General features: G+C 65.5%; 13 protein-coding genes. 6 read left to right on the top strand and 7 right to left on the bottom strand.

Translation table 11 applies throughout. The features are described 5' to 3' along the window. Window positions 1-30: 30 nt before the first annotated feature. The 3 genes from E5K02_RS23105 to omp85 form a co-directional block, all read right to left on the bottom strand. Window positions 31-1,467, bottom strand: a complete 1,437-nt coding sequence (locus E5K02_RS23105) for a bifunctional metallophosphatase/5'-nucleotidase (RefSeq protein WP_240737425.1) — start codon at window positions 1,465-1,467, stop codon at window positions 31-33. Window positions 1,468-1,565: 98 nt separating this feature from the next. After that, window positions 1,566-4,586, bottom strand: coding sequence for a Tn3 family transposase (locus E5K02_RS23100; protein WP_135398462.1), 3,021 nt, complete (start codon window positions 4,584-4,586; stop codon window positions 1,566-1,568). A gap of 99 nt (window positions 4,587-4,685) precedes the next feature. After that, entirely contained in the window at window positions 4,686-6,080 is a 1,395-nt protein-coding gene (gene omp85, locus E5K02_RS23095) for an Omp85 family outer membrane protein (protein ID WP_135398460.1), read from the bottom strand. Between the two features lie 442 nt (window positions 6,081-6,522). On the opposite strand from omp85, the gene E5K02_RS23090 reads away from it, so the two are divergent. The 6 genes from E5K02_RS23090 to E5K02_RS23065 all read left to right on the top strand — a co-directional run bounded on the left by E5K02_RS23090 (window position 6,523) and on the right by E5K02_RS23065 (window position 11,399). Further along, complete coding sequence (locus E5K02_RS23090; RefSeq protein ID WP_135398458.1) at window positions 6,523-7,323, top strand: phosphatase PAP2 family protein; 801 nt, start codon at window positions 6,523-6,525, stop codon at window positions 7,321-7,323. Between the two features lie 183 nt (window positions 7,324-7,506). Then, window positions 7,507-8,184: a response regulator transcription factor gene (locus E5K02_RS23085; protein WP_135398456.1), complete on the top strand. Its 678-nt coding sequence runs from the start codon at window positions 7,507-7,509 to the stop codon at window positions 8,182-8,184. Beyond that, on the top strand, window positions 8,181-9,497 hold the full coding sequence (locus E5K02_RS23080; protein ID WP_135398454.1) for a sensor histidine kinase: 1,317 nt from the start codon (window positions 8,181-8,183) through the stop codon (window positions 9,495-9,497). Before E5K02_RS23085 ends, E5K02_RS23080 begins: the two co-directional genes overlap by 4 nt. Window positions 9,498-9,523: 26 nt before the next feature. Further along, window positions 9,524-10,057, top strand: coding sequence for a bifunctional DNA primase/polymerase (locus E5K02_RS23075; RefSeq protein WP_135398453.1), 534 nt, complete (start codon window positions 9,524-9,526; stop codon window positions 10,055-10,057). Between the two features lie 3 nt (window positions 10,058-10,060). Further along, the gene (locus tag E5K02_RS23070) at window positions 10,061-10,879 is read left to right on the top strand and encodes a phosphatase PAP2 family protein (RefSeq protein WP_135398451.1); all 819 of its coding nucleotides are present in this window, start codon (window positions 10,061-10,063) and stop codon (window positions 10,877-10,879) included. Between the two features lie 82 nt (window positions 10,880-10,961). After that, window positions 10,962-11,399, top strand: coding sequence for a PepSY-like domain-containing protein (locus E5K02_RS23065; protein ID WP_135398449.1), 438 nt, complete (start codon window positions 10,962-10,964; stop codon window positions 11,397-11,399). A 214-nt stretch (window positions 11,400-11,613) separates the two neighbouring features. On the opposite strand, the gene E5K02_RS23060 is transcribed toward E5K02_RS23065, so the two are convergent. The 4 genes from E5K02_RS23060 to E5K02_RS25700 all read right to left on the bottom strand — a co-directional run bounded on the left by E5K02_RS23060 (window position 11,614) and on the right by E5K02_RS25700 (window position 15,791). Beyond that, on the bottom strand, window positions 11,614-12,213 hold the full coding sequence (locus tag E5K02_RS23060; protein WP_135398447.1) for a recombinase family protein: 600 nt from the start codon (window positions 12,211-12,213) through the stop codon (window positions 11,614-11,616). Window positions 12,214-12,496: 283 nt separating this feature from the next. Further along, a complete protein-coding gene (locus tag E5K02_RS23055) occupies window positions 12,497-13,834 on the bottom strand; it encodes an MFS transporter (protein ID WP_135398445.1) in 1,338 nt (445 codons plus the stop codon). 28 nt (window positions 13,835-13,862) lie between these two features. Continuing rightward, on the bottom strand, window positions 13,863-14,330 hold the full coding sequence (locus E5K02_RS23050) for a DsrE family protein (RefSeq protein ID WP_135398443.1): 468 nt from the start codon (window positions 14,328-14,330) through the stop codon (window positions 13,863-13,865). A 24-nt stretch (window positions 14,331-14,354) separates the two neighbouring features. After that, complete coding sequence (locus tag E5K02_RS25700) at window positions 14,355-15,791, bottom strand: hypothetical protein (protein WP_167856556.1); 1,437 nt, start codon at window positions 15,789-15,791, stop codon at window positions 14,355-14,357. Window positions 15,792-15,816 lie beyond the last annotated feature (25 nt).

The raw sequence follows: 15,816 nt of genomic DNA, 5'->3' as shown, positions 1-15,816 counted from the left end.
GGCCGTGGGGAACAAAGCAGGTAGATGTTGCTATACCACCTGAAAGGTTTCGTGGTTGCCGATGGCCAGCGGGCGGTGCTGCTCCAGGTAGGCACGCATGGCCGCCACGACGTGGTGGCCGGTCTTGCGCCGCTCCCGCCCGAAGCGGAGCGGTACGCCCTGCGCGGTGATGAAAGCGGCTGTGTAGGTGCGGGCGGGGTCCAGCGGCTGGCCCTGCACGTACACGGTCTGCAGGCGGCTGCCTGGCGGGTTCTCGATCTTAAAGTAAGCTTTCAGGCCCAGAGCCCGCTTCACGTAGCCCCCCATCTGGTGCAGGGGCTGCCCGCTGTAAGTGCTTTCCAGATTGGCTTCCAGCAGTTGCCGGACTTCGGCCCCGGTCAGCTGCACGGTTTCAACCTCGGGGTCCATGGGCACCATGTTGTAGAGGTCTTCCAGGCGCACCGGGCCGGGCGGCACGGGGGCCCCGTAGCGCCAGCCGTTGGAAAAGTACAGGTCGGCCGGCACCCGGGCCCGCAGGCTTTCCAGCAGGAAATCATCCATGGGGCATTCCACCGCGGTACCCCGGTGCAGGCCCGTAGTCGTGACGCCCACCGTTTCCCGCAGGTAGGCGTAGGGCAGCAGCGCCGCGTCAATGCGGGCCTGCAGGCCCGGGTCGGGCACTAGGTCGGCCGTGACTTCGCGCAGTTCGTGCTCGTGGGCCGTGACGCGGCCCCCTTCTAGGGTCAGCGTGAGGCGGCCTACAAAGGAGCCGTGGGCGCCGGACTGGATAACCAGGCAGTCGCCGGCGCGGAAGGGCTCATAGAGGCGGTTGTGGGTGTGGCTGCTCAGGCATACGTCCACGCCGGGGTGCGCCTGCAGCAAGGCTACATCCTGCGGAAAGCCGCAGTGGGAAAGCAATACCACCAAGTCCACGCGTTCAGCCTGGCGCAGTTGGGCCACGTAGCGCGGCAGTTCCAGCATACCATCGGTGAAGCGCAGACCCTCGCCGAAATGGGCGGGCATCGTTTTGTCGACGATAGGACACGCCAGCCCAATGACGCCCACGCGCAGCCCAGCCGCCTCGTAGACCTGGTACGGAGCGTATACCAAGTCCCCTGAGGTCTGGTCATACACGTTGGCCGCCAGCAACGGGTAGTTCAACTGGTTAACCAGCTGGCGTAGCTGGGCGGGGCCGTAGGCAAAATCCCAGTGGGCCGTCATGCCTGCCACCCCCAGCTCGTTGAGGATGGGCACCAGGATTTCGCCCTGGGTGTCCACCACCGGCCGGGTACCGTGGAAGGTGTCGCCCCCATCGAATAGCAGACTCTCCGGGTACTGCTGGCGCCACTGCTGCAACAGCGTGGCAATGCGGGCGTAGCCCCCACAGGGCCGGTACGTGGGGCCGGCGGGCCCGTAAAACAGCTCCTGGTGCAGGTTCAGGTAGCCATGCACGTCGTTAAGCTGGAACAGGGAGAGGGTGGTGGGCATAGGGGCAAGGAAAACCAGGTTCATGAGCCAGGCCGTAGCCAGCGTGACTTCTTGCTAACGTACTAGGGGTCGCACTATAGTAGGAACGGAAAACAACGCTAAGGAAATTCGGCCAGTCGTTCTGCCCAGCTGGCGGGGCTGCGCAACGGGCGCATTTCGCCGGCGGCGATGTCTTCGGGCAAGCTGAAATCGTAGCGCCCCAGCATGTTGACGTGCTCGTGCAGCAAGGGCGAGAGGCGGGCCACGTCCTCCGGGGGTACTATGCCTTCCGTCTGCTGCCACCGTTCCAGGGCGTGCTGCAGATAGCGGGTGTTCCACAGCACCAAGGCGTTGACCACGAGTCCGAGCGCCCCCAACTGGTCTTCCATGCCCTCGCGGTAGCGCTGGCGCAGCTCCCCTTTCTTGCCGTGAAAGACGGCCCGGGCCACGGCGTGCCGCCCCTCGCCCCGGTTGAGTTGCACCAGGATGCGCCGGCGGTAGGCCTCGTCCTGCACGTACGCCAGCAGGTATAGCGTTTTTTCGACGCGGCCCAATTCGGCGACCGCCCGCCCCAGTCCGGAAAGGGAGCCCGCCCGCTGCAGGGTACGCATGACGGCCGTGGCCTTGACTTTGCCGAGTTTCAGGGAGCCGGCCAGGCGCAGCATGTCGTCCCAGTGGTCGTGAATCAGGCGGGCGTTGACCACGTGGCGGCCCAATTCGTTGAGCGGGCCGTAGTCGTCTTCCTTGTTGAGGCGCCAGAAGCGCTGGTCCGCCAGGTCGGCCAGGCGGGGGCTGAAGCGGTAGCCCAACAGCGAAAACAGGCCAAAGACCACGTCGCTGTACCCGTGGGTATCGGCCATAATTTCCCGAGGGTCCAGGCGGGTTTGCTGCTCCAACAGCCCGGCCAGGATGAATAAAGAGTCGCGCAGGGTGCCGGGAATGACGATGCCGTGAAAGCCCGTGAACTGGTCGCTGGTGAAGTTGTAGTAGGTCACCCCGCGCTGGGACCCGAAGTATTTGCGGTTCCAGCCCGCGTGCAGCGTGCGCACGGGCACGACGAAGCGCATGCCATCGGCCGAGGCCACTTCCCCGCCGCCCCAGGCCTGCGCCAACGGTAGCCCGGCCTGGGCATCCACTAAGCAGGCATTGGCGGCGGTGAGCGTTTCCGCGCGCAGGTAGTTTTGCTGCACCCACGCCAGGCGCGCCAGCGTTAGGGCCGGCACGTCGGCCCGGGCCACGGTTTTCAGGCCCAGGTTGCACGCCTGGGCCAACAGCACGGCGCAGATGCTCAGTGGCAGGTCGGCGGCAGCGGACTGCCCGTCGGCCACGTGGGTAAAGGCCCGGGCAAAGCCGGTAAACGCGTCCACCTCCCGCAACAGGGCCGCTACTTCGACCTGGGGCAGGGCGGCGGTCAGCTGCTCGCGCACGTGCTCCAGGTGCTCGGACTCACCTTGCGCCGGCAAGGCGCCAAGGGTTACGACCGGCTGGCCGTCTTGCTCAACCACCTGCAGAGCGGTGTTCTGCGCCAGGTTCTCGCTGACGTCCGCATACGCCGTGCGCAGCTGCTGCCCCAAACGGGCCAGTTCCACCGCCGGGTCCAGGGAACGGTCCAGGGCCCGGGCCACCGAATCCCGCGCCGCCTCCCAGGCCGCGCCGCGCAACAGCTCGGCCCGTGGGTCGGCGTGACGCTCGCTGGTCGGCACGAATACGTCGCGGCGGCGCACGGCCTGCTGCAGCCGCTCCAGCACGCAGAGGGTGTACGCCTGGGAATTCACTGCTCCTTTGGCCGGGAACACCCGTCGGGCCCACCCCTTCGGGACCACCGTGCGGGGCGCGGCCGACCACTTCGGGCGGCCCCGGCCGCCGGCTTCCTGCCGCTGCAAAAAGACCCAGGCTTCCAGCAGCGGTTTGGCGGTGGGCGTCCCCTCGAAGGCGACGCCGGTCAGTAGCGCGGGCAAAAACCGGCGCACCGTGGCATAACTGCCGCTCAGCGCTTCGGCCAGCGGGTCCTCCGGCGGACTGGCCAATTCCTGCACGGTGGCCGCCGCGGCGCGCAAGGGCTCCTGGCCCAGGCGGTCGAACACCTGCTGGCGCACCTGCCCGGCCGGTACGGCCTCGTCGAGGAGCAGCTCGACGGCCTGCTGGAGCAGCAGCGCGGCCTGGTCCAGGTCCTTGAGCGAGCGCAGGCGCTGGCGCCGGCGCTTGGTTTCGCCCCGCAGGGCCAGCGACGTCAGCAGGCCGTCGAAGAGGTCGAGCACGTCGTCCGTGGCGGTGCGCTCCAGGGTCTGGGCGAAGACCAGCAGCGTGGCCAGGCGGCGTTCCTCGCCCATACGGACCAGCGTCTGGGCCCAGGCCAGCTGGGCGTGGCGGGCCAGGCGCGCGAGCCGGGCTTCGGGCAAGTCCTCCACGGGCACGGCGCTCACGCCCAGGGCGCGGATTTCGTCCACCCGGCGCAGGGCGGCCGCCAGCGCCGGCGCGGACACGCGGGTGGGCGGAGTGCGCAGCCGCTCCAGGTGGGTGAGCCGCTCCCCGGCCGACACGGTCAACAGGGTTTCCAGCGCCGCTTGCTGGGGCGGGCCCAGGCGGGAACGCAGCTGGCGGTAGAGGTGGCGGCCGGTGCGCTCGCGCACCCGCGCAATCAGGCGGGCCAGCAGCGAGACGCCGGGCAAGACGACCCGTTGCGCGACCAAGTGGGCCGTGGTCAAGTCAAACAGCACGCTGGGCCGGACGGTGCTCGTCAGCACCTGCGCGTAGAGCCAGCGGGTGAGCCGAAACGCCTGCCGCCCGTCAAACGCGGTGTACCCGAGGTGGGCCACAATCCGGGCCTGGTGGTCGTACCACGTGTTCGGCCGGGTTCGGTACGCGGCCAAGGCGTCCGCGGGCAGGTGCAGCTGCTCGGCCAGCGTCTGCACCACCACGGCGGGCACCCGCAGCGGGTCGGTCAGGAAGGTGCCCAGAAAGCGCAAGGTGCAGAGCTGCACGGCACACCCCAATTTGTTCGCGGGTCGTCGGCGCGTGGCCAGGAAGTGGCCATCGGCCGCGCTCAGGTAAAAGAACCGGGCCAGCTGTTCGGAACTGGGCTCGTCGGGATAGCAGCCGAAGCGGGCAGCCTGCTCGTCACTGAGAAATTCTACGGGCATGGGCCGGGGATACAGCGAAGGAATAAGCCAAACGGCGCACTGCGCCGTTATCACACCTGAACAACCAACCGGGAAGCCCTGAGCCGCGCTGCCACGGGGTTAGAAATTCTGGCCGATGCCGAAATAGAAGAGCCGGTCTTCCTTGGACAGGCCGTAGTCCGCGTAGAGCATGGTGGAGAGGTTCCAGGCGATGCGCGCCCCGGCCCCGTACGAGAACCGAACGTCGCGCAGGCCCAGGTCTTGCCACCGGTCGCGCACCGTGCCAGCATCGGCAAACGGAGCCACGCCCAGCCCGAAGTTCTGCTTGCCCAGCTTCACGTCGGCCACCCGCACGCGCAGCTCCACGTTGGTAAACGCCAGCGAGCGGGCCAGGAACCGGTTGGCCCGGTAGCCGCGCAACGACTGCCGCCCGCCCAGCGCGTTGATGCTGCCGTCGGGGCTCCACTGGTCCTGAAACTCGAAGAATGGCGCTTCCTTCCCGAAGATGGTGCCCGCGCCCAGCCGGCCGGCCAGTACCGTGCGCTTGCCCACAGGCAGCTTCTGGTAGGCCCGGCCCTGGAAAAACAGCTTGTTGAAGCTGAACTGCGAGCCAAGTATGGGGTTGGAAAACTCGTTGGCCGCCTCAAAGTACACGCCGCGGGTGGGGTCGGGCTCAAAATCCCGCGTATCGTGAATCAGCGCCGTCTGGAGGATGGATACCCACCCGCCGTCGAGGCCGAAGATGCGCCCCTGCTGCGCGTCGCGCTGGAGCAGCGACGTGCCGTTGGGGGCCGTGGTGGCTTCGCCGTTGCGGGTGGCGTCGGCTTCGGTGCCCTGGAAGGTTTTGTAGGACAGGTGCTGAATCTCGTAGCCGCCCATCACGCGCCACCGGCCCTTGCCCAGGGCGTAGTCGGCCTTGAGGTTGAGCATGAACTCGGTTTCGCGGAATCGGTTGGACAGCGCATCGGTCACCTCGCCGGCCTCGCCGGGCCCGCCCGGCCGCAGCGTCTTGCGGGCCGCGTCGAATTCGGCGTAGGTGGCAAAGGTGGCGTTCGGGTCCGAGGGCAGGCGCAGGCGGCCCAGCGTGGCTTCCGACGAGCCGAAGTACAGGTTGGCCGGGTTTTGCTGGGCCTTGAAGTCGAGGCGGTAGCGCCAGCGGGTGCCCTTGTAGTAGGGCACGTCCAGGGAAAGCGTCAGCTCGCGGGCGTTGGTGGTGAAGTAGGCTGCGTTGGCGCGCAGGCGCATGAGGTAGGGTGTGTAGGCAAACAGCGGGTTGTCGCGGCGGCCGTTCCAGATGATATTGGTTTTCACCCCCACCCCGAAACCCGTCACCGGGTCGGAGGAGAGGTCGGGCAGGCCGGTGACGAACGTCCCCTCGCGCTTCTTGGCCAAGTCGTCGTCCGACATGCGCTTGGAGCGGATAAAGGAGAGGCTGTCCATTTGCTGGGCGAAGGCCCCGAAGGCCAACAAGCTGAGCGTGGCCGTCAGGCAGGTACGCAACGTGCTTTTGTGCATCGATTTTTGACTAGGTGGCAAAGTTTTGAATAGGTGGAAAGGACCCGACAAAGCTCCCACCCGAATCTGAAGAAAACCTGAAGCCCTCCTTTTTTTGCGGTGGGTTGCGGCCAGAGCAGTAGCCAGCGGGCCGGGCCAGCCAGTAGCTGTGTGCGTAGCGCGAGAGCCAGCGCAGGTCCAGGGCGGCGCCCGTAAGCCGGTCACATGTTGGGCATGACGAAAAAAGGGACGTGTCTTGGCCATTGCACTGTTTCGTCGGCTTACCGGCCGATGCGGCGGCAAGCTACCGGGTGATTATGGGGAATTCTGTGCTGGTTGAGCCCGGCGGGGGGGCCGGCGGCTCACCCCCCCAACTCTGCCGTGCTGCGTCAGATTTGCTTCAGAAACCGCTGGTAGGTTCGGGCCACGGCGGTGCTTCTCACGGCCAGTGTACTTGTTGGTTATGCGCCGCACTATCGGAGGGTTGCCGCTTTTTTTCTTGCTGGCCAGTGGGCATTGGGGGCTGGCCCAGGTGCCGTACCGCGTGGCACTGACCGATTCGGTGCCCGCCGCGTCGTTGCCCCAGCGGCAAGTCGCCAGTGGCAAGCCCTGGTACCAGGGGCGGTTGGCACAGGCGGGTATGGTGCCGGCCGCCCTCATCGGCTACGGCATCAGCACCATCAACGGGCGCGGCCTGTACAGCTCCTACGACGCCCGCGAGGAAATCGGGGAGCACCTGGGTGGGTTCCGCACCCGGGCCGATGACTTTTTGCAATTTGCGCCCTACCTGGAATTAGGCGTGGCGGCGCTGGCCGGGGCCCGCACCCGCGACGACCGCCTGAACACGCTGCTGCTCATCGGCAAGGCCGAGGCCATCATGCTCGCTAGCGTGTACGCGCTCAAGTACACCACCAACATCGAGCGGCCCAACGGGGCCCCGCACGCTTTTCCCTCGGGCCACACGGCGCAGGCCTTCGTGGCGGCCACCCTCGTGCATCTGGAGCTGCGCGACCAGAGTCCCTGGTACGGCGTGGGCGCCTACACCATTGCCACCAGCGTGGCCGCGCTGCGCATGATAAATAATAAGCACTGGCAGAGTGACGTGGTGACCGGGGCGGGCATCGGCATCCTGTCCGCGCAGCTGGCTTCGCTGTCGCACCGCTACCGCTGGGGCCGCCGGCCGCTGCTGGGGGCCGGCACCAGCCTAAGCCCCAGTTTTTCCGGGGGCGCACCGGGCCTTAGCTTTACGTGGCGGGCCCAGTAGGCGATTCTGATTTTGCCAACCTGCTACTTCCTGCCGCTGCCGGCAATGCCTGCACTTACCCGGTCAGCCCGGGCGTGAGGCCGGGAAGCAAGAACGCCGTTCGTCAGATTTTCTTCAGATTTACATGGTTTCTTCGCCGCAACCGATTCCGTTGGTGGAAGCGTGCTCCTGGCCCCATTGCTCATGAAACTGCTGCTGATTGAAGACGAAGCCTCCCTGCGCAACACGCTCGTGGAGTACCTCCGGCAGGCGGGCTATGTCTGCGAGGTAGCGGGCGGCTACCACCAGGCGCTGGAGAAAATTAAGCTTTACCAGTACGACTGCGTGGTGCTGGATTTAACGCTGCCCGACGGCACCGGGCTGGATATTTTGCGGGCGCTGAAGGTCGACGGCTCCCGCGCCGGCGTGCTCATTATTTCGGCCCGCGCCGCGCTCGACGACCGGCTGACGGGCCTGGACCTGGGCGCCGACGACTACCTGACCAAGCCCTTTCACCTGGCCGAGCTGAACGCGCGACTGCGGGCCATCATCCGGCGGCGCCAGTTCCAGGGCAGCCACCACATTGCCTTCCGCGACCTGCTGGTGTGGCCCGAGCAGGCCGAGGTGTTCGTGCGGGAGCAGCCGTTGGTGCTCACCCGCAAGGAGTACGACTTGCTGTTGTTTTTGCTGGCCAACCCCAACCGGGTGCTCACCAAGGAAGCCATTGCCGAGCACCTGTGCGGGGACGCCGTGGACAGTGCCGACTCGTTTGACTTTATTTACACCCACCTGAAAAACTTGCGCAAAAAGCTGCAGGAGAAGGGGGCCGACAACTACATCCGCACCATGTACGGCGTGGGCTACAAACTCAGCACCGAGTGAAGCTGCTGGCCAAAACCAACCGCTACTACCTGCTGCTGACTACGGTGCTGTTCATCGTGGCCAGCGCGGTGCTCTACTATGGGTTGTTCGGCGCGCTGCAGCACGAGGTGGAAGAACAGCTGGTCAACCGCCGGGTGTACCTGGAGCGCCGCGTGCAGGACGGGGGGAACCTGCCCACCTCCCCCTTTGAGTACCAGATGGCCGTCAGCCCCCGCCCCCAGCGCATCGGCTATGGCGACACGCTGCTGCTCGACCCGCACGAGCAGGAACTGGTGCCGCACCGCCAGCTCACGTTTCCGCTGCGGGTCGACAACAAGCTGGTATGGGTGACGCTGCGCAAGTCGCTGGTGGAAACCGAAGACGTGCTGGGCGTGGTGCTGGGCGTGATGGTAAGCGTGCTGGGCTTGCTGCTGCTGGGCGTCATTCTGATTAATCGGTGGCTGGGCCAGTGGCTGTGGGCGCCGTTTCGCAACACGTTGCGGGTACTGCGCGGCTACGGCGTGCAGCAGGACCAGGTACTGCGCTTTCCCCTCACGACCACCGATGAGTTTGCCGAGCTCAACCAGGCCCTGACCCTGATGAGCCAGCGGCTGGTCGCCGACTACGAGGCGGTGCGGGAGTTCACGGCCAATGCGGCCCACGAAACCCAGACCCCGCTGGCCATCATGCAGGCCCAGCTGGAGCAGCTGCTGCAGCGACCGGAACTAGAAAACCCGGAGCTTGCCACCCTGGTCTCGGAGCTGTACGGGGCCACGCTGCGACTCTCGCGCCTGCACCAAGCCCTCACGCTGCTGAGCAGCATCGAGAACCAGCAGTTCAAGCAGGCCTCCCACGTCCGCTTGGACCGGCTGGTAGAGGAGAAGGTGGCGCATTTTGAGTCGCTGGCCGACGTGCGCCAGCTGGCGCTACGCACCCACCTCAGCGGCGTGCCCTCCTTGCAGATGCATCCCGGCCTGGCCGATTCGCTGGTACACAATCTGCTGCAGAACGCCATCAAGCACAACCACCGGGGCGGCACCATTGACGTGAAACTAACGCCTACGCACCTGGAGGTCCGCAACACGGGCCCGACCGTAACCGGCGACCCGGCCCGCTTTTTCGAGCGGTTTCGCAAGCACCAGGCGGCCTCCGACTCACCGGGCCTGGGCTTGTCCATCGTGCAGCAAATCTGCCAGTACTACGGTTTTGCCGTGCGCTACGACTTTGAGCCGACGGGCTGTCTGCACACGCTGCGGGTGGACTTTGCCCCCCCAGCACTGTTCCCCGCCCCCACAGGGGAAGGGGTCAGCCAACTGGGCCAGCCCCAGTTCTGAGGCTCCGCGTCAGGATTGCTTCAGATTTGGCCCTTAAACTGTCGGACCAAGCTGTTTCGGGCTTGGATTCTTCTATCCGCATGTGTTTACGGCTTCGCCTTCCTGCTTTTCTGTTGCTGCTCAGCGGCGGCCTTGCCGGCCTGCTGACTGGTTGTGAATCGGCCCCCGGCAAGCCCCTGCCCGCGGCTGCCCACAAGGCCCTGCAGCAGAAATTCGGTACGCATCTGCAGCAACTACGCTGGCAGCCGGATCAGGACCAGGTGCATGCCTCTTTTGTCTGGAAAACCATTCCCGTGCAGGTGTGGCTGACGGCGGCCGGCCAGGTGACGGAAACCCGGCTGGCCATGCTCGACGAGGACGTGCCCCCCGCGTTGCAGGACTCCCTGCGCCGCTACTACCGCGCCTACCAGCGCCAGGCCATGTACCTGGTCGAAACGCCCCGCGGATTTCATTACCACCTGCTGCTGGCCGCGCCCGGTGGCCCCGCCACCCGCTTTTACTTCCTAGCCGATGGGCGCCGGGTGAAGCACCCACTCACGGCTGCTAAATCAACCCTATAAGTCATGAAAAAAGCGGCATTTTCTTCGGTGTTTGGTTGCTTATGGGCGTTGTCAGCGCACGGTCAACAAGCAGAAGGGCTGCGGGCGCTTCCGGCTCCCGACAGTGCCCGGACCCTCTCCTCGGTCGTAGTGAGGCCGGCCCGGCCTTCCGGCAGGGTACTGCTACGGGGCTTTGCGGTGCCCGCGGCCCTGGTGGCCGCCGGGGCATTCACCACGGAGCACATGGCCGTCTTTGACGCCGACGAAGCCGTGCGTGAAGAGAGCCAGGAGCACCTGCGTTGGGTACGCACCAACGCCGACGACCAACTCCGCCACCTCCCCGCCTACACCACGCTGGGGTTGGGCCTACTGGGCATAAAGGGCGAGCATAACACCCTTAATCAGGCCGTGTTGTTTGCCCTCACCTATACGCTCAACAACACCATCACCTCCAACCTCAAGCGCATCACCCGCGTGGAGCGCCCCCAGGGCAACAGCTTCGACTCGTTTCCCAGCCAGCACACCAGCGCGGCGTTCTCAGCAGCCCGTTTTCTGGATAAAGAGTACGGCGCGCAAAGCATCTGGTACCGGGTGGGCGGCTACACCGTGGCCACCGGTGTGGCCGGCCTGCGCGTGGCCAAGGATAACCACTGGCTGTCCGACGTGCTGGCCGGGGCCGGGGTCGGGATGCTGTCCACGGAAATAGTCTACCGGGTGTACCCGCTGCTGCAACGCGCCACCCGGAAAATTGTCGGCCCGGATAGCCGGTTTGGCCGCCAGGCGGTGCTGCTACCCAGCTACACCAACGGGGCTACCGGCGCCACATTGGTGCTGGTCTTATAAATCTTGCGGGAGGCGCTGGATTCCAGATTATCCACAGAATCAGGGGGTAGTTTTGGCTATACAATTTTCACCCCCCCTCCCCATGAAACAGTATCTCATTCTGGCCGCCTTCGCGTTGGCGCTGGCCGCTCCCGCCCACGCGCAACAGTTGAAGGCTACCCAGGTTCCCGCTACCGTGGTAGCGGCGTTCAAACAGAAGTTTGCCCAGGTCAAAGAAGTGAAATGGGAAAAGGAAGGCGACAAGTACGAAGCCGGTTTCGAGCAGGGCAAGGTGGAAATGTCCGCTCTGCTGAGTGCCAGCGGCGAGCTGCTGGAAACCGAATCGGAGATGGCACCGACGCAGTTGCCGGCCGCCGTGCAAGCCAAGCTGGCCAGCACCTACAAAGCGTATAAAGTCACGGAAGCCGCCAAAATAGTGACCGCCAGTACGGGCGCGACCAGCTACGAGGCCGAAGTGATGAAAGGCGGCAAGAAGCGTGACATCCTGTTCGAAGCCAACGGTCAGGAAATAACCAAGTAGCGGAACTGGTAGCTAGCGCCAACTGGCGTCAGCGGAACCAGACCCGCCCGGGTGCACGGGTTACCGCCAAGGTCTGATAGTTCGCCTGCTTTACTGCCCACGCGGGGAGGTCACTCCCTGTTTCATTCAGGCTGCCAGCTGATGCTGGCAGCCTGTTTTTTGTTGCTCGGCCGGTAAAGTTCTTTCCGTAAATTGAATAACCGGCGTGATGTGTTTACAAGTTGGCCTCATTGGCCTTACTCCCCCCAGTGGGTACCTCTAAGAAGGCGAGGTAGCGGTAGATGGTGGCCCGGCCCACCCCGAGCAACTGGCCGATTTCGGCCACGGTCTTGTCCTGCTGCAGATACAGGGTCTTGGCGGCCTGCGCTTTCGACAAGGCATCTTTGGAAAGCCCTTTCGGTCGCCCTCCCTGCCGACCGCGCGCCCGAGCGGCCGTAAGACCCGCGCGAGTGCGCTCCCGGATGATGTCGCGCTCAAACTCGGCCAGGGAGGCAAAGAGGTTAAACATGAGCCTGCCCTGGGCCGTGGTCGTGTCCAGGTGGTCCTGCAAACTTACAAAGTGAATGCCCTTGTCCTGAAAACCCGTCACCAGCGTGACCAGGTCTTTTAAGGAACGGCCCAGCCGGTCGAGCTTCCAGACCACGAGTGTGTCACCGGGCCGCAGGCGGGACAGCAGATGCTGGAGCGCTGGCCGCTCCTTGACCGACGACACTTTTTCCTGGGCCACTTCGGCACAGCCGTAAGCCTGTAAGGCATCGGTCTGCAGGTGCAACTGCTGGTCGGGGGTACTGACGCGGGCGTAGCCGAAAATCATGGGCAGTATTCTCAGAAAGTCAACGGAGGCAAAGATAGCGAGCCATTGATTCGTGAGAACAGCATATGAGACATTTATTGCTAGCCTTAGGTACCTATCAAACTAGCGAGGCCACCGGGCCGAAAAAACGCCCGTTTTTTGAGACACCCCACCCCCGCCGAAATTCGACCAACCGGCCTTAGCGTTGTTTTCCGTTCTTACTCTAGCGCTACCCCTACTACGGCCGCGCGTCCGGAGTTTTACGGGCAAAGGTTGCCGTGAGGGAAGGAACCCCGTGCCGTGGTTATCCCACACCGCTCGGCAAGGGCGGGGAATACGGACGGCTAAGCCAACGATATAGCAGCGTGCTGTTACCCCGGGAGGTGGAGGAGGAGCGGATGCAAATAACCCCGGGCGTATCCAGCCCATCCGGCACAGGCAGGCAGTACATGCGCCGCCGGATGACCAGAGCGGAAAGCACCGTCAGGCCCCCGATGGCAGCCAGCGCAACCGGCAGCCCGAAGGCATCGGCCAGCAGACCCGTCAGCAGGGCCCCGATGGCGTAGCCCGCATCGCGCCAGAAGCGGAAGATACCCACGCTGCGGGCCCGTTGCGGGAGGGGCGAGTACTCGGCCACGGCGGCCAGAAACGTGGGGTACACCAGCGCCGTGCCCGCCCCCAGCAGCGCCGCCAACAGCAGAAACACGGGATAAGACGAGGTGAAGAGCATGGCCAGCAGCACCGCCCCCTGCAGCAGCATACCCCAGAACAGCAGGTCCTTCTTACACAGCCGGTCAGCCAGCGGGCCGGTGACCAGCTGGCCCAGGCCCCACACAGCCGGGTATACAGCCGCCACGGTGCCAATCTGCGTCAGGGTGAAGCCCTTGCTGGCCAGCAGCAGCGGCAGCAAACCCCACACCATGCCGTCGTTGAGGTTGTTGACCAGGCCGGCCTGCGTAACGGAGCCTAGGTTGGGGTGTCGCCAGCTCACGTCCCAGAACGAAAGCGGCGGGCCGGTGGGGGTGGTCGGGGCCTGCGCGGCTTCCAGGGCCACGTGGTGGCGGGTGTCGCGCACCAGCAGTGAGCCCAGCAAACCCAGCACCGCCAGCCCGATGCCGAGGTAGAACGGATAGGGCCGCAGGCCGTACTCGGTGGCCAGCCAGCCCGAGGCGAAGGCCGTAGCCGCCACGGCCAGGTAGCCGGCCGACTCGTTCAGGCCCATGGCCAGGCCGCGCTGCTTCGGCCCCACCAGGTCAATCTTCATTACCACGGTGCTCGACCACGCCAGGCCCTGGTTCAGCCCCAGCAGCACGTTGGCTGCAATCACCCAACCCCAGGTGGGCGCCCAGAGCAGCAGCAGCGGCACCGGCAGGCCGAACAGCCAGCCGATGAGCAGCAGGTTCTTGCGACCAATATTATTGGCCCAGGCCCCCGCATAGTAGTTGGCCAAGGCCTTGGTGAGGCCAAAGACCACGATAAACGAGAGGATAGCCGAGCGGGCCACCAGGTGGAACTCCTGCTCGGCCAGGCGGGGCAGGATGCTGCGCTCCAATCCCACCATCCCGCCCACGAAGGCGTTGATGAGCACCAGCAGCGCAAACTGGTGCCAGTTTTCACGCAGACCGAGTTGAGGAATTGCCATTGAGTTGATAGGGCAAGGAAGCAGGAAGTTAGGGATGCACCAACGCCCAGCCCTGCTGCTGCCGGATAATTAATTCGCCGTTGCCGGTGGGCACGTAGGAAATGAAGGCAAATAGCTCGTCCGGGCTGATCTGGCGTTCCTTCATCGTGTTCTGGCATTGGGCCAGCAGTACACCCTGCTGCTGCAAGGCCCGCAGTTCGGCCTCGTAGGGCTGGCTTTTGCGAAACACGTCGGTGCCGCCCCCGAACACGACCAGCTCCAGTTGCAGCTTGCCCAGCAGGCGCGGGTCAGCCAGCGCGTTTTTCATATTGCGCAGCGTCTGCTTGATCAGCTTTGGGTCGTCGCTATCGAGCTGGTACACGGCCCGGTACCGGGCTTTTTTTGCCACCGCTCCCACGAAGGCCGGCTTGTCCGGCGGGGTCGGGGTTTGGGCGGAAACCGTCAGGCTAAGGCTGGTCAGCAATAGCAATGCCAGCAATGAACGCAGGGAAAGCATAGGGCAAAGTAAAATAAGCAGTGGTTAGAACGCGTAATCCAGCGCCACGGTCAGGTGGTGCAAATCAACTTTGTTGATGACCCGGGCGGGCAGGTAGGAAGCCCGGTTGGCTCCCCACTTGGCCGCGTACAGCGTGCGCAGCCGCAGCCCGTCGGCCGCGCCCGCAAAGGCGTGCGTGGCGGTGAGATTGAGCTGGTGAAAGTCCGGCAGGCTGTACTTGTTGAGCCGTGCTTCCCGCGACAGGCGGAAGTAGCCGTAGCCCGCTTCCAGCCGGGGCGCGCGCGGCCGCTGCCAGGCCACGGTGGCTCCCAGCGCGTGCACGTCACCGGCTCCTTCGATCCGCTCGCGGGGCAAGGTGGTGTAGAAGGGCTCCCGGCCCCATTCGCGCGGAAACAGAAACCGCCCGTGCGCCGTGAGCCGGGTATACTGCGCCGCGTACTGCCGGGCCCGGTGCTGATAGGCCAGGCGCCCGCTCAGGGCGCGGGCCTGCTCGCCGGGCTCGTTATACCGTTGATTGGTTGGCCCACCGGCTTGGCCGGTCAGGCTGCGCTGCCACAGCAGTTGGCCGCTGGCCGTCCAGCGGCCGGCGGGGCGCGCAAACGTGCGCGTACCTTCCAGCCAGCTGGTGGCCAGCAGCCGGGGGGCGAAATACTGCCAGGCCTGCACGCTGGCGTGCGGCCCCAGCGTGCGCCGCATGCCCAGCACGGCCAGCCCGGGCGTGGGCACGCGGCCCAGGTAGGCGGCGCGGCTGCTGTCGGGGGCCACGCCCATCGAGTAGCGGCCCACGGCCTCCCCGAGAGTATACCACCGGTCCAGCGAGCGGGGGGCCACGTGGGTCAGCCAGCCGCCCTGCACCGTGGTGGTGGGGCCGGCTTTGGCCACCGCCCACAGGCCCTGCACGAAGTTGGGACTTAGCCGCGAGTCCTGGGAGTTGAGCAAAGGTGTGTCTAGGTGCTGCCGGCCGTAGGTGAGCTGCAGACCCGCCCGGGGCTGCCAGCTCACCCAGAGCTCCTCCACCTGGTGCAGAATCTCGCGGTGGTGGGGGTGCTCCTGGTCGAAGAGGCCCAGCTCGTAGCGGCTTTCCGGGCGGGCGGGCTCAGCGGCCAGGGCACTGGAAAACAGGTTTTTGAGGAAGAAGCCTTCCACGCCCACCCGCAGGCCGTGCCAGGCGCGGCTTTCGTAGCGCAGGCCGGCGCCCACGCCCTGGGCGTGATAGTCGGGGGCCGCGCCCCGGTTGCGGGTAGCCATGAAAACGGTGCGGGCGTGGGCGTGGAACTCGCCCCGGCGCAGGGCCTCGCCCAGCGAGCGGGTGGCCACCGAATCAGCCTCTATAGCCGCTTGCGGTTCGGCTACTGCCGGAGCGGCCGGGTGAGCCAGCAGTGTATCGGGGGCCAGGGACTGGGCCACACTGAGCCGGGCGCTGGCCAGCAGCACGGCTCCCAGCAGAAACCAACGAGTCATCAGAAACGGGATAAGGGGAGCCGGC

Source organism: Hymenobacter metallicola (genome assembly GCF_004745645.1).
In the GTDB taxonomy this organism is placed as follows: domain Bacteria; phylum Bacteroidota; class Bacteroidia; order Cytophagales; family Hymenobacteraceae; genus Hymenobacter; species Hymenobacter metallicola.
Note: the sequence above shows the minus strand (reverse complement) of the source record. Positions and strands in the feature narration are given on the sequence as shown.

What these genes read in the sequence shown, in the direction of transcription:
- omp85 (WP_135398460.1), bottom strand. Translation starts at nt 6,080, where the DNA reads ATGCACAAAAGCACGTTGCGTACCTGCCTGACGGCCACGCTCAGCTTG.
- E5K02_RS23105 (WP_240737425.1), bottom strand. Translation starts at nt 1,467, where the DNA reads ATGCCCACCACCCTCTCCCTGTTCCAGCTTAACGACGTGCATGGCTAC.
- E5K02_RS23100 (WP_135398462.1), bottom strand. Translation starts at nt 4,586, where the DNA reads ATGCCCGTAGAATTTCTCAGTGACGAGCAGGCTGCCCGCTTCGGCTGC.
- E5K02_RS25700 (WP_167856556.1), bottom strand. Translation starts at nt 15,791, where the DNA reads ATGACTCGTTGGTTTCTGCTGGGAGCCGTGCTGCTGGCCAGCGCCCGG.
- E5K02_RS23050 (WP_135398443.1), bottom strand. Translation starts at nt 14,330, where the DNA reads ATGCTTTCCCTGCGTTCATTGCTGGCATTGCTATTGCTGACCAGCCTT.
- E5K02_RS23090 (WP_135398458.1), top strand. Translation starts at nt 6,523, where the DNA reads ATGCGCCGCACTATCGGAGGGTTGCCGCTTTTTTTCTTGCTGGCCAGT.
- E5K02_RS23085 (WP_135398456.1), top strand. Translation starts at nt 7,507, where the DNA reads ATGAAACTGCTGCTGATTGAAGACGAAGCCTCCCTGCGCAACACGCTC.
- E5K02_RS23070 (WP_135398451.1), top strand. Translation starts at nt 10,061, where the DNA reads ATGAAAAAAGCGGCATTTTCTTCGGTGTTTGGTTGCTTATGGGCGTTG.
- E5K02_RS23060 (WP_135398447.1), bottom strand. Translation starts at nt 12,213, where the DNA reads ATGATTTTCGGCTACGCCCGCGTCAGTACCCCCGACCAGCAGTTGCAC.
- E5K02_RS23065 (WP_135398449.1), top strand. Translation starts at nt 10,962, where the DNA reads ATGAAACAGTATCTCATTCTGGCCGCCTTCGCGTTGGCGCTGGCCGCT.
- E5K02_RS23055 (WP_135398445.1), bottom strand. Translation starts at nt 13,834, where the DNA reads ATGGCAATTCCTCAACTCGGTCTGCGTGAAAACTGGCACCAGTTTGCG.